Source organism: Streptomyces sp. NPDC041784, from assembly GCF_055591025.1.
Genome location: NZ_JBVJAB010000004.1, coordinates 375,165 through 387,954, shown reverse-complemented (window position 1 = coordinate 387,954; position 12,790 = coordinate 375,165). Strand labels below are relative to the sequence as shown.

Sequence of the window (12,790 nt, the reverse complement as noted above, 5' to 3'; positions counted from 1 at the left end):
CCTCAGATGACATCCGTTGACAGCCTCCGCACCCTGCCGGACGTGCTGCGCCGGCGCGCCCAGGAGCAGCCGGGCCACCCCGCCTTCGTCTTCCTGACGGCCGGCGAGGAACCCGGCGACAGCCTCACCTACCGCCGCCTGGACGAGGACGCCGAGGACCGGGCCGCCGCCCTGCGCGCCGCCGGCCTGGAAGGCACCTCGGTGATCCTGATCCACCCGGCGGGCCTGGAGTTCGTCCGCACCCTCTTCGGCTGCATGTACGCCCGGGTCGCCGCCGCCCCCGTCCAGGTGCCGAGCCGGGAACGCGGACTGGAGCGGCTGCGCCGGATCGCCGACGACGCCGGCACCACCACGATCCTCACCTGCAAGGAGGTCCGCGACGACCTGCTGGCCCGGTTCGGCGACTCGCCCCACCTGGCCGGCCTCACCCTGATCGCCACCGACGACCTCCCCGCGGCCACCGCCACCGGGGAGGCCCCCGCGCCGGGGCCGGGGGACACCGCGCTCCTCCAGTACACCTCCGGCTCCACCGGCGACCCCAAGGGCGTGGTCGTCAGCCACGCCAACTTCGTGCACAACGTGCTGGAGACCGACGCGCTCTGGCCGACCGACCCCGACGGTGTGTTCGTGTCCTGGCTGCCCCACTTCCACGACATGGGCATGCTCTTCGGGATCATCATGCCGGTGTGGACGGGCCGCCCCTCCTACCTGATGGCCCCGGACGCCTTCGTCCGCCGCCCGATGCGCTGGCTGGAGGCCCTGTCCCGGTACCGCGGCACCCACGCCGCCGCGCCCAGCTTCGCCTACGAGATGTGCGTCCGCGAGGCCGCCCGCACCGGCGTGGACCCGGCGCTCGACCTGTCGTCCTGGCGGATCGCCGTCAACGGGGCCGAACCGGTCCGCTGGCCGGTCGTCGAGGACTTCACCCGCGCCTTCGCCGCCGCCGGCCTCAGGCCCCAGGCCATGTGCCCCGCGTACGGCCTCGCCGAGAACACCCTCAAGGCCACCGGCAGCCGCCCCGGCGACCTGCCCACCGTCCTGCGGGTCGACCCCGACGCGCTGCGCGAGGACACCGTACGGATCGCCGCACCCGGCGAGGCCGCCCAGCCGCTCGTGGGCGTGGGCGTCACCGTGCTCGACGCGAGCCTGCGCATCGTCGACCCGGCCACCCGCCGCGAACGCGCCGAGCTGGAGGTCGGCGAGATCTGGCTCAGCGGACCCGGCGTCGCCGGCGGCTACCACCAGCGTCCCGACGAGACCGCCGAGGTCTTCGACGGCCGGATAGCGGGCGACGAGCAGGCCGGACCGCATCTGCGCACCGGCGACCTCGGCTTCCTCCACCGCGGCGAACTCTTCGTCACCGGACGGCTCAAGGACGTCATCATCCGCAAGGGCCGCAACTTCTACCCCCAGGACATCGAGGTCCAGGTGGAGGGCACCGACGACGGACTGCACCCCAACTGCTCCGCCGCGTTCTCCGTGGACGACGGCACCAACGAACGCCTCGTCGTGGTCGTCGAGGCCGACGGCCGCGTGCTGCGCGCCACCGACGGGCCCACCCTCAGCCGGCGCATCCGGGAGGCCGTGCACGAGGGCCAGCGGCTGCACGTCGACGACGTGGTCGTCGTACGGCGTGGCTCGCTGCCCAAGACCTCCAGCGGGAAGGTGCAGCGCCGCGCCTGCCGCGCCCGGTACCTGGAGGGCACCCTCAGTCCGGCCGTGGGGCGGGCGTCATGACCCGGCCGCTGCGCGCCCCGGCCACCAGCCCCGGCGCCCGGATCCTGGGCGTCGGCTCCTACCGGCCGACCCGGGTGGTGGGCAACGCCGAGATCGCCGCCCGGATCGACTCCAGCGACGCGTGGATCACCCGGCGCACCGGCATCCGCAGCCGACGGCACGCGGGCCCCGACGAGACCATCGTGACCATGGCGGTCGAGGCGTCCCTCAAGGCGCTCGCCTCCGCCGGCGTCGCCCCGGAGGCCGTCGACATGGTCCTCCTGGCCTCGATGTCCGACCTCCAGCAGTCCCCGCCCACCGCACCCCGGATCGCCCATCTCGTCGGGGCCCGTTCGGCCGGCGCGCTGGACACCGGCGCGGCCTGCGCCGGCTTCTCCTACACCCTGGGCGTGGCCGACTCCCTGGTCCGCTCCGGTTCGGCCCGGCACGTCCTGGTCGTCGGCTCGGAACGGATGAGCGACATCATCGACCCCGAGGACCGCGGCACCGCGTTCCTCTTCGGGGACGGCGCCGGAGCGGTGGTCGTGGGCCGCTCCGACCGGCCCGGCATCGGCCCGGTGGCCTGGGGCTCGGACGGCGAGAAGGCCGGCCTGCTCGCCCACAACCGCTCCTGGCTGGCACTCCGCGACGCGCCGCACCCCTGGCCGACGATGCGGATGGCGGGCCCCGAGGTCTTCCGCTGGGCCGTCCACACCGTCCCGCACACGGCCCGCCGCGCCCTGGACCTGGCCGGCGTCACCCCGCAGGACCTCGCCGCCTTCATCCCCCACCAGGCCAACGCCCGCATCATCGACGGCCTGGCGAAGGACCTGGACCTTCCGGAGGACGTGGTGATCGCCCGGGAGATCACCACCCTCGGCAACACCTCGGCCGCGTCGATCCCCATGGCCATGGAGACGGTCCTCTCCCTGGGCGACCTCCCGACGGGCAGCCGCGCCCTGCTGGTCGGCTTCGGGGCGGGCCTGCTGTACGCGGCCCAGGTGGTGGAACTTCCCTGACAGCGATGTGCCCCTTCGCCCGCACGGGCCAAGGGGCACATCTCTGTCAGGGGGAGTGGAACGACTCAGGGGCGCGGGGCTGTGTCCACCGCGGCAGGCCGCGCCGCGCGGGCGCGATCAGCCCCCGCCCACCCGCACCCGCAGACGAGGCCAGACAAGCGCCGCCGCCGCCCAGGTCCGGTTCCCCTCGTGGGCGGCGAGCAGCACCCGATGCCCCGCGGCGAGAACCCCGTCCTGCGCGGCCCGCGCCAGCGACAGAGGAAGCCCCCCGGACACCCCGAGGCGCCGTTCCACGGACAGCTCCAGCCGCCCCTCCAGCGAACGCACCGCCGCCGGATCCCCCGGGTCCGCCGCGAGCCGGTCGATGTCCCCCGCGGTCCACCCGACGGCCTCCAGCGCGCGCCAGCTCGCCGCGTACAGCCGTTCCTCACCGCCCCGCCGCGCGTCGGTCCCGAGCACCACTCTGCCCAGCGCCCCAGGCTCGTCGGCGGACCCGGCCCGCACCACCACCGCGCCCGCCCCGCCCAGCCACTGCCGCGCCGCCGTGGTCCACGGCGGACACGGTTCCGCCGTCCCCGCGTCGGAGGCGATCAGCAGCACCCGCTCCGACGCACCGGAGGCGACCAGCCCCGCCGCGTTGGCGAGCCCGTACAGAAAGCCGCCGCACACGGTCGCGAGATCGAACGCGGCGGCGTCCCCGAGGCCGAGCCGGTCGGCGACCTCGGGCGCCGAGGCCTGCCCGGGACGCCCCGGCGTGGCGGTGGCGACGACCACCGTGTCCACCTCCGGCGCACCGGCCGAGGCCAGCGCCCGCCGCCCCGCCTCCACGGCCGGCTGCGGGCGGGACGGTCCGCCCGGCCGGCCGAAGACGCCGCCGATGCCGTCGACGACCGCTCCCGTCCCGCCCGGCCGCAGCGGCGCGTGCCCGGCGGCGACCAGGAGCGTGTCGCGCTGGGCGGTGTCCGCGTCCAGCCGGTCGGCGAGCCGCAGCAGCAGCTCACGTCCCGGCCGGGAGCGCCCGTTCTCCACGAAGCTCAGATGCCGGGCGGAGACGTCCGCGGCGGCGGCGAGGTCCAGCTGGCTCAGCCCTCGCCGGCGCCGCAGGTCCCGCAGCACGGACCCCAGGTCCGGTGCGTCCGTTCGCAGTTCGGTGGTGGCGATCACGCTTCGGAGGCTAGCTCCGCCGCCCACCGGCGGCGCCGGACGCACCGGTTCTTCGTCACCTCACAGCTCTTCCACCGAGGACACGATCCGCGGCCGCGGCACCGGCACGATGAACCGGCCGCCGTTCTCCAGGAACGCCCGCTCCTTGCCGAGGATCTCCTTGGCGTAGTTCCAGGCCAGCAGCAGGTAGTAGTCCGGCGGGTTCTGCGCCCCGTGCTCGGGCGACGTGATCGGGATGTGCGAGCCGGGCTGGAGCCGGCCCTGCTTCAGGTCGGTGGTGTCGATGCAGAACTCCAGGTCCTGGGCGTTCAGCCCGCTCACCCCGAGCAGGGTGTTGCCCTTGGCCGGCGCGCCGTAGCCGGCGATCCGCTTGCCGTCCGCGACCAGCCCCCGCACCAGCGGCGCCAGGGTCTCCCGGACGTGGTCCACGCGCCGCGCGAACGTGTCGTAGGTGGCGTCCTCGAAGAAGCCCGAGGCGCGCTCCAGCTCCTGGAGTTCGGCGACCACGGGACGCGGCTGCCAGGGCGCGTCCTCGCGGCTGACGAAGACGATGATCGACCCGCCGTGCACGGCCGCCCGCTCCACGTCCACGACCCGCATCCCGTGCCGGGCGAACAGCGTCGACAGGGTGGAGACGGAGTAGTACGAGAGGTGCTCGTGGTAGATCGTGTCGAACTCGTTGTGCTCCAGCATGTCCAGCGCGTACGGCACCTCGATCGCGAACACCCCGGACGGCTCCAGGAGGTCGCGGGCGCCGCGGGCGATGTCGGCGACGTCGTCGATGTGCGCGAAGACATGGCGGCCCAGCAGCAGCCGGGCGCGGCCGTACTCCTTCACCACGCGCGCCGCGGTCTCGGCGGAGAAGAAGTCCGGCAGGGTCTCGATGCCGCGCTCGGTGGCCAGGGCCGCCAGGCTGCGCGCCGGGTCGATGCCCAGCACCTCCATGCCCAGGTCACGGAAGGCGGCGAGCTGCTGGCCGGTGTTGCTGCCCAGCTCGACGACGAACCCGCCCTCGGGTATCCCGAACCGCTCCACGCACAGCTCGGCGAGCCCGCGCATGTGCGTGGCGATGGTGTCGGAGTCGGAGGTGACGTAGAAGTACGTGCGGTACAGCACCTCGGGGTCGACGGTGTGGGTGAGCGTCAGCAGCCGGCAGGAGCGGCAGGAGATGACGCCGAGCGGGTAGCGCGGCTCGTCGCCGAGCGGAGCGCCGGGCTCGAGGTAGCTGTTGGCCAGCGGCAGCGGGCCGAAGGAGACGACCTCCTGCCAGTCGGATCCGCCGCACACCCGGCACACCTCGACCTGCTGCACCGGATCGAACGTTTCCTGGCTCATGTCGGTACCTTTCGCATGGGAGTTGGCGGGGGAAGCCGGCCTCAGGGAGCCGTCCCCGGTGGGAGCGGCAGGGCCTCGCGGAGCATGTCCTGCCAGGGCGCGGGCGGCGGCAGGCCGGCCAGCGCCCAGCGGTCGTGGCCCAGCACCGCGTACCGGGGCCGGGTGGCCGCGGTGGGGAAGTCCTCGGTGCGGCAGGGCTGGACCAGGCCGGGGTCGAGCCCCAGCCGGGTCACGGCGGCGCGGGCGAACCCGAACCAGGTGGTGCGGCCGCCGGCCGAGCCGTGGTAGATGCCGGCCGGGGCCCGCCGGGCGAGCGCCCGCCGGCCCAGCTCGACCAGCCGTACGGCCAGCTCCCCGGCCCAGGTCGGCTGCCCGTGCTGGTCGTCGACGACCCGGACGGTCTCCCCGGCGGCGACCCGGCGCGCGACCCGTTTGACGAAGTCGCGGCCGTGCTCGCCGTAGAGCCAGCTGGTGCGCACGACGTACCCGGTCGCGGGCAGCCGTTCCAGCACCGCCCGTTCCCCGGCGAGCTTGCTGCGGCCGTAGGCGTTGAGCGGGGCGGTGACCGCGTACTCCGGGTAGGGCGCGGGATCGTCGCCGCGGAAGACGTAGTCGGTGGAGACATGGATGAGCGGGACGGCCGCGGCGGCGCAGGCGGCGGCCAGGCCGGCCACCGCCTCGCCGTTGACCGCGCGGGCCTCGGCCTCATGGGTCTCGGCCAGGTCGACGGCCGTCCACGCGGCGGCGTTCAGGACGATGTCGTGGCCGGGGACCGCGGCCCGCACCGCGTGGGTGCGGGTGATGTCCAGGGCGGCCCGCGTGGTGGCGGTCACCCGGGCGGTGGGGTCGTGCCGCAGCACGGCCAGCACCTCGCGGCCGAGCATGCCCGCCGCGCCGGTGACCAGCCAGCCCACGGGGCGGGTCACGCGCCGGCCGGGGGCTCCCCGGCGGCACCGGCCGGCGGCCGCCACCAGTCGGGGTTGTCCCGGTACCAGGCGACGGTTCCCGCCAGCCCCTCGTCGAAGGGGATCCGGGGCTCGTAGCCGAGTTCGTCGCGGATCCGGTCGATCGCGAGGGCGTACCGGCGGTCGTGGCCCTTGCGGTCCGGGACCCGGCGCACCGCGTCCCAGTCCCGCCCGCAGGCCGCGAGCAGCCGGCCGACCAGCTCACGGTTGGTCAGCTCGGTGCCGCCGCCGATGTGGTAGATCTGCCCGGACCGGCCCTTGTCCAGGGCGAGTTCGACGCCCCGGCAGTGGTCGGTGACGTGCAGCCATTCGCGGACGTTGCCGCCGTCGCCGTAGAGCGGCACCTGTTCGCCGCGCAGCAGCCGGGTCACGAACAGCGGGATGAGCTTCTCCGAGTACTGGTACGGGCCGTAGTTGTTGGAGCAGCGGGTGACCACCACGTCCAGGCCGTGCGTGCGGTGGTAGGCCAGGGCCAGCAGATCGGAGGCGGCCTTGGAGGCCGAGTAGGGCGAACTGGGGTCGAGCGGCTGGTCCTCGGACCAGGCGCCGGCGTCGATCGAGCCGTAGACCTCGTCCGTGGAGACATGGACGAACCGTCCGACGCCGTGGGCGAGCGCCGCGTCCAGGAGGACCTGGGTGCCCAGCACGTTCGTGGTGACGAACGGCGTGGCGGAGGCGATCGACCGGTCGACATGGGACTCGGCGGCGAAGTGGACGACGGCGTCATGGCCCGCCATGACCCGGCCGACGGCGTCGGCGTCCCGGATGTCCGCCCGGACGAAGTCGAAGCCGGGCAGGTTCGCGACCGGCGCCAGGTTGGCGAGGTTGCCGGAGTACGTCAGCGCGTCGAGCACGGTCACCCGGTCCGTGCGACGGGCCAGCAGCCCGCGCACGAACTCGGATCCGATGAAGCCCGCGCCGCCCGTGACGAGAATGCGCATGGTCTACCGCTCTCAGCTCGGTCGGTGGGATCGGGGGTGTCGGTTTTCGTTCCTCCGGGGGGAGCCGGCGTGCTCAGCCCCGGACGGTGGTGACGATCCGCTCGGCGACCTCGCCCGGCAGCGGCAGCCCGTGGATCTCCGTACGGACCTCCGCCGCGGACCGCTTCAGCGACTCGTCGTTCAGCAGCGCGTCCAGGTGCGTCTTGGCGATCTCGTCGTGGCGCACGTTCAGCCCCGCGCCGCGCCCCGCGACCCGGGCCGCGCTCTCCGCGCGCTCGCCCTCGTCCGGCATGAGGATCTGCGGGACGCCCGCCTCCAGCGCGGCCAGCGTGGTGCCCGAACCGCCGTGGTGGATCAGCCCGGCGCTGCTCTCCAGGAGCAGGCCCAGCGGGACCCAGCCGGCCAGCCGCACATTGTCCGGCAGCGTCGGCAGCGACGAGGTGTCGATGTCCCCGAGGGCGAGCACGAACTCGGCGTCCGTGTCCCCGGCCAGCGCGATGACCCTGTCCAGCGGGCCGAGCCCGCCGAAGCCGGGGGCGGTGGTACCCAGGGTGACGGCGATCCGCGGCCGGCCGGACTTCTCGTGCAGCCACTCGGGCACGATCCCGCCGCCGTTGTACGGCAGGTAGCGCAGCGGCCAGCCGCCCTCGGCGTTGCCGGAGACGCTCGGCGGGGCCACGTCGATGGTGTGCAGCACCTTCGGCAGCTCGGCGCCGTGCCGCTCGAACAGTTCGGCGTTCCACTCCCGCAGGTCGCGGGTGAAGCGGCCGGTCTGGACGAAGCCGTAGCCGTGCTCGAAGGCCGGGATGCCGAGCTTGCCGGCGGCGAGCAGACCGCCGATGCCCAGCGAGGAGAAGACCACCGCGTCGGGCCTCCACTCCTCGGCGACCTCGACGTACCGGTCGATCATCGAGGTCTGCCGGTTCATCAGGACCGCGTAGAAACGCTGGGTGGACTCGAACGACGTGTGGTCCACCTCGGCGTACTGCCCGGCCAGGTCGGGACGTTCGGCGAAGGTCTTCTGGACCATGCTGACGACCGTCTCGCCCGGGCAGACGTCCTCGACGTGCAGCCCGGCGTTGCGGACCGCGAGGCCGTCGCCGCCGGTGGCGAACAGCACCTCGTGGCCGGCCAGGCGCAGCGCCCAGGCGAGCGGCACGGCGGGAAACGAATGGCCGATTCCGGGGGTGGTGGCAAAGAGGATTCTCATGGTTTTCGGCTCCCTTCCGGCCCTCAATTTCCCGGTTTTCCACCGCCCCGGTCCATTACCTGCCAGGTAATAAATCAGGTCCGTCAGCGAGGTGTCAGCGGAAGGTCAGCGGGGCGTGCTCGACGGCCCAGGGGAGTGTCAGCGGCGGGGGTCAGCATGGGAGGCGACCGTCGAAGGTCCATGAGAGCGCACCGACTGTTCAGGAGTTGCCGTGAAAGGACTGGTACTGGCCGGGGGGTCGGGCACCCGACTGCGCCCCATCACCCACACGTCCGCCAAGCAGCTGGTCCCGGTCGCCAACCGGCCGGTCCTCTTCTACGTCCTCCAGTCGCTGGCCGACGCCGGGATCACCGAGGTCGGCATGATCGTCGGCGACACCGCGGCGGAGATCCGGGAGGCCGTCGGCGACGGTTCCCGCTTCGGTGTCGACATCACCTACATCCGGCAGGACAAACCGCTGGGACTGGCCCACGGCGTGCTCATCGCACGGGAATTCCTCGGCGACGACGACTTTGTCATGTATCTCGGTGACAACTTCATCGTCGACGGCATCGTGCCCTTCGTGGAGGAATTCCGCCGGGAATCCGTGGATGCCCGGATCCTGCTCAGCAAGGTCGCCGATCCGAGCGCCTTCGGCGTGGCCGAACTCGACGAACGCGGCGAGGTCGTCGGCCTCGTCGAGAAGCCCGAGTTCCCCAAGAGCGACCTGGCGCTCGTCGGCGTCTACCTCTTCACCGCCGGCATCCACGAGGTGATCCGCACCCTGACCCCGTCGGCGCGCGGCGAGCTGGAGATCACCGACGCCATCCAGCGGCTGATCGACGACGGCCGCCGGGTGCGCTCCTCCGAGATCACCGGCTACTGGAAGGACACCGGGAACGTCCAGGACATGCTGGAGGTCAACCGGGAGGTGCTGGAGCGGGTCGAGCCGCTCGTCGAGGGGGACGTGGACGAGGCCAGCGAGATCGTCGGCCGGGTGGTCGTCGCCCCCGGGGCCGTGGTGCGCAACTCCCGGATCATCGGCCCCGCCGTGATCGGCGCCGGCTGCGAGGTGACCGACGCCTACGTCGGCCCCTTCACCTCCGTCTCCGACGGCTGCCGGGTGGTCCGCAGCGAGATCGAGTTCTCCATCGTGCTGCCGGACGCCTCCATCGAGGGCGTCTCCCGGCTCCAGGCGTCCCTGATCGGCCGCCGGGCCGTGGTGACGGCCGCGCCGCGCGTGCCCAACAGCACCCGGCTGGTGCTGGGCGACCACAGTTCTGTACAGCTGCCGATCTGACGGCTGCCCATCCGAAGGCCGCTGTTGTGAAGGGGGAAGGGCCATGGACATCAGACCGCTGGCCGTGGCGGGCGCCTGGGAGATCGTCCCGCAGGTGCACGAGGACGCGCGCGGCGCGCTCTGGGAGTTCTTCCGGCCCGACCGGCTCGCCGAGGTGACGGGCCGCCGCTTCGACACCCTCCAGGGCAGCGTCTCGCTCTCCACGCGCGGGGTCGTGCGGGGCATCCACTTCGCGGACGTCCCGCCCGGCCAGGCCAAGTACGTGACCTGCGTGCGGGGCGCGGTCCTGGACGTCGTCGTCGACATCCGCACCGGCTCGCCGACCTTCGGCGCCTGGCAGGCCGTACGGCTGGACGACACCGGCCGCAGGGCGCTGCTCATCGAGGAGGGGCTCGGCCACGGCTTCTGCGCCCTCACCGAGGAGGCGGCCATGCTCTACCTCTTCGACGAGACGTACGCCCCGCGCCGCGAGCACGTCGTGCAGGCCCTCGATCCCGGCCTCGGCATCCGGTGGCCGGTCGCCGACGCCGTCCAGTCCCCGCGCGACGCGACCGCCCCCACCCTGGCCCAGGCCCGCGCCGAGGGCCTGCTCCCGTCCTACGAGGCGACGCGGGCGGCGGCACGGGCGGGGGCGCGGCCGGCCTGACGTCACGGCGCGGCGGCCACCGGCGGGGCGAGCAGCGGGTCGTGCTCCAGGATGGCCCGCTCGGTGCGCCGCAGCAGCGGTGAGGGCTCGATGCCCAGCTCACCGGTGAGCCGGGACGACAGCTGACGGTAGGTCTCCAGCGCCTCGGCCTGCCGGCCCGACTGGTACAGGGCCAGCATGAGCTGCTCGAAGAACCGTTCCCGCAGCGGGTTCTCGGCGCACACCTCGCGCAACTCCCCGAGGACATGGGCGTGGTGACCGAGCGCCAGCTCACTGTCGAAGAGCAGCTCCAGGGCCTGGATGCGGTACTCGTCGTAGCGCGCGGCGGCCGACCGGCACAGCACCCCGCCGCTCTCCCCGCCCACGGCCGGCCCCCGCCACAGCCGCAGCGCCCCGCGCAGCAGGTCCCGCACCCGCCGCGGATCCCGCCCGGCCGCCGCCCGAGCCTCGTGCACCGCGCGGACGAACGCGTCGGCGTCCAGCGTGGCGTCGTCCAGCAGCAGCTGGTACCCGTGCGGATCCCCGACCAGCCGGCTGCCCCGCCGTTCCGGTTCCAGCGCGTCGAGCTGCCGCCGCAGCCGGCTGACGTGCGCCTGCAACGCGTTGCCCACCCCGTCCGGCCGGTCCCGCCCCCACACCTCCCGCACCAGCGCCTCCGTCGACACCACCCGCCCCTCACTCATGGCCAGGGCCTGGAACAACGCCCGCCGGAACGCCCCGCGCACCGCCACCAGCCCCCGCGCGGACCGCGCCTCCAACCGCCCGAGCACAAAGAATTCGATCACCGCGACCTCCCCGTCCGTCAGGTCCCCGGGGCCGACGGTAAGGGGGTGCGGGGGAGGAGGGGACGAGGAACAGGGGACTGTGTCAGGTGGCGCCACGCGGACCCGTCCCGGCGCGCGCGACCTGACGAAGAGCGTTCGATTCCGTGGCACCGCGCGCCGGAACCCGCGTCTAATGCGGACCGGACCGCCTGTACCACCTTGCTTGCCGGGCAGGGGAAGCCGAATCGCCGCCGGGGCGATTCGTCGTCTCGGGAGATATGGAGGTGAGGCCGGCCTCAAGCCGTTCGTGGTGTCGGCGGGTTAGGGCCCTGTGGCCGGGGGTGCCCTGGAATGCGGGGCTGGTCTTCACTCTCAGGGGTGATGGTGATCGAAGGCGTGCGCGGGAGGGGAGCAGGATGGCTAGGTTTCGTGGCATGTCACGTTTCCGGCTGTACCCGACGCCCGTGCAGGAGCGGCAGATGCTGCTGCACTGCGCGCACGCCCGGTACGTCTGGAACCTTGCCGTTGAGCAGCACTCGCACTGGCGCCGGTGGCGTAAGAGCGCGCCCGGTTTCGTGGAGCAGTGCCGCCAGCTGACCGAGGCCCGGCGGGAGAACGAGTGGCTGGGCTCCGGGAACGCGGACGTGCAGCAGCAGGCACTGAAGGACTTCACCAACGCCAGGAACGCCAGGTTCACGTCCGGGTTCGGTGAGCCGACATGGCGCAGGAAGTTCCGGCACGAGGGTTTCCGGGTCATCGGCACCGACCGCGTACCGGAGTGCACCGCGGACGGGTCGCCGAAGCTGAACGCGAAGACCGGCAAACAGGTCATGGGCCGCTCTGTGGTCGTGCAGAGGCTCAACCGGCGGTGGGCGCAGGTCAGGGTGCCCGGCTGCGGCTGGGTCCGGCTCCGCCTCAGCGCCAAGGGCAGGGGCGCGCGGCTGCCCGACGCGAAGACGTTCCGGGTCACCTTCCCGCAACGGTCAGTGGCACATCGCGTTCGCGGTCGTCCCTGTGCCGATCCCGGCGCCCGGCACGGGTGAGGTGATCGGCATCGACCGGTGTTTCACGATCACCGCTGCCCTCTCCGACGGCCGGAAGCTGAACTGCCCGCAGCTCACCGTCAGGGAACGCTCCCGGATCCGAAAGCACGAGCGGCGGGCGGCCCGGGCGAAGAAGGGCAGCCCCGAGAAGGCGGCCGAATATGCGAAGGCCGCCAGGCTCAAGGCGCGGGAGGCGAACCGGCGCAAGGACTGGTGCGAGAGGACCAGCACCATGCTCGCCCGTGACTTCGATCTCGTCCGGTTCGAGAAGCTGAACATCAAGAACATGACCCGCTCCGCGAAGGGAACCGTCGAGCAGCCCGGCAGGAACGTGGCGCAGAAATCCGGCCTGAACCGGTCGATCCTCGCCCAGGGCTGGGGCCTGCTCCGGCAGCGTACCGAGCACAAAGCGCCCGGCCGGGTCGAGGACGTTCCCGCCCCTTACACGAGCCTGCGGTGCAGTGCCTGCGGCTGGATCGAGAAGAAGTCGCGCAAGAGCCAAGCCGACTTCGAGTGCGTGTCCTGCGGCTTCACCAGCAACGCGGACACCAATGCGGCACACAACGTCGCGGCAGGACAGGGCGGGATCCCCCGCCCCCGGCGCTCAGCCGGTGCCGGAGGGGTGGCAGCGGCCACCGGACGCTCGAGCGCCCGTGAACCTCAACCCAACCGGGTTGGAATCCCCCTTTTTTAAGAGGGGGAGGATGT

General features: G+C 73.1%; 12 protein-coding genes. 6 read left to right on the top strand and 6 right to left on the bottom strand.

All coding sequences use genetic code 11. From position 1 onward, the window contains the following. Positions 1-6: 6 nt before the first annotated feature. Positions 7-1,737, top strand: a complete 1,731-nt coding sequence (locus tag ACZ6D7_RS11145; protein WP_469487169.1) for a fatty acyl-AMP ligase — start codon at positions 7-9, stop codon at positions 1,735-1,737. Beyond that, entirely contained in the window at positions 1,734-2,735 is a 1,002-nt protein-coding gene (locus ACZ6D7_RS11140; protein ID WP_469487164.1) for a beta-ketoacyl-ACP synthase III, read from the top strand. The genes ACZ6D7_RS11145 and ACZ6D7_RS11140 overlap by 4 nt, the downstream gene beginning before the upstream one ends. A gap of 117 nt (positions 2,736-2,852) precedes the next feature. On the opposite strand, the gene ACZ6D7_RS11135 is transcribed toward ACZ6D7_RS11140, so the two are convergent. The 5 genes from ACZ6D7_RS11135 to ACZ6D7_RS11115 all read right to left on the bottom strand — a co-directional run bounded on the left by ACZ6D7_RS11135 (position 2,853) and on the right by ACZ6D7_RS11115 (position 8,350). Then, a complete protein-coding gene (locus ACZ6D7_RS11135) occupies positions 2,853-3,899 on the bottom strand; it encodes a helix-turn-helix domain-containing protein (RefSeq protein ID WP_469487161.1) in 1,047 nt (348 codons plus the stop codon). A 60-nt stretch (positions 3,900-3,959) separates the two neighbouring features. Further along, positions 3,960-5,234: a methyltransferase domain-containing protein gene (locus tag ACZ6D7_RS11130; protein WP_469487157.1), complete on the bottom strand. Its 1,275-nt coding sequence runs from the start codon at positions 5,232-5,234 to the stop codon at positions 3,960-3,962. Positions 5,235-5,275: 41 nt separating this feature from the next. Beyond that, complete coding sequence (gene rfbD, locus ACZ6D7_RS11125; protein WP_469487152.1) at positions 5,276-6,160, bottom strand: dTDP-4-dehydrorhamnose reductase; 885 nt, start codon at positions 6,158-6,160, stop codon at positions 5,276-5,278. Next, entirely contained in the window at positions 6,157-7,140 is a 984-nt protein-coding gene (gene rfbB, locus ACZ6D7_RS11120; RefSeq protein ID WP_469487146.1) for a dTDP-glucose 4,6-dehydratase, read from the bottom strand. The genes rfbD and rfbB overlap by 4 nt, the downstream gene beginning before the upstream one ends. Before the next feature lie 73 nt (positions 7,141-7,213). Continuing rightward, positions 7,214-8,350 carry a nucleotide disphospho-sugar-binding domain-containing protein gene (locus ACZ6D7_RS11115; RefSeq protein WP_469487140.1) on the bottom strand — a complete coding sequence of 379 codons (1,137 nt, stop codon included), beginning with the start codon at positions 8,348-8,350 and terminating at the stop codon, positions 7,214-7,216. A gap of 211 nt (positions 8,351-8,561) precedes the next feature. Between ACZ6D7_RS11115 and ACZ6D7_RS11110 the strand changes: the two genes are divergently transcribed. Then, positions 8,562-9,629, top strand: coding sequence for a glucose-1-phosphate thymidylyltransferase (locus tag ACZ6D7_RS11110; RefSeq protein ID WP_469487137.1), 1,068 nt, complete (start codon positions 8,562-8,564; stop codon positions 9,627-9,629). Between the two features lie 49 nt (positions 9,630-9,678). Continuing rightward, positions 9,679-10,275 (top strand): dTDP-4-dehydrorhamnose 3,5-epimerase family protein, encoded by a 597-nt coding sequence (locus ACZ6D7_RS11105; RefSeq protein WP_469487940.1) that lies wholly within the window; start codon positions 9,679-9,681, stop codon positions 10,273-10,275. Between the two features lie 2 nt (positions 10,276-10,277). Here the strand turns inward: ACZ6D7_RS11105 and ACZ6D7_RS11100 are convergent, their stop codons facing one another. Further along, the gene (locus ACZ6D7_RS11100; RefSeq protein WP_469487129.1) at positions 10,278-11,060 is read right to left on the bottom strand and encodes an AfsR/SARP family transcriptional regulator; all 783 of its coding nucleotides are present in this window, start codon (positions 11,058-11,060) and stop codon (positions 10,278-10,280) included. A 413-nt stretch (positions 11,061-11,473) separates the two neighbouring features. Between ACZ6D7_RS11100 and ACZ6D7_RS11095 the strand changes: the two genes are divergently transcribed. Beyond that, complete coding sequence (locus ACZ6D7_RS11095) at positions 11,474-12,082, top strand: helix-turn-helix domain-containing protein (RefSeq protein WP_469487127.1); 609 nt, start codon at positions 11,474-11,476, stop codon at positions 12,080-12,082. Beyond that, positions 12,054-12,776, top strand: coding sequence for an RNA-guided endonuclease InsQ/TnpB family protein (locus ACZ6D7_RS11090; RefSeq protein ID WP_469487123.1), 723 nt, complete (start codon positions 12,054-12,056; stop codon positions 12,774-12,776). Before ACZ6D7_RS11095 ends, ACZ6D7_RS11090 begins: the two co-directional genes overlap by 29 nt. Positions 12,777-12,790 lie beyond the last annotated feature (14 nt).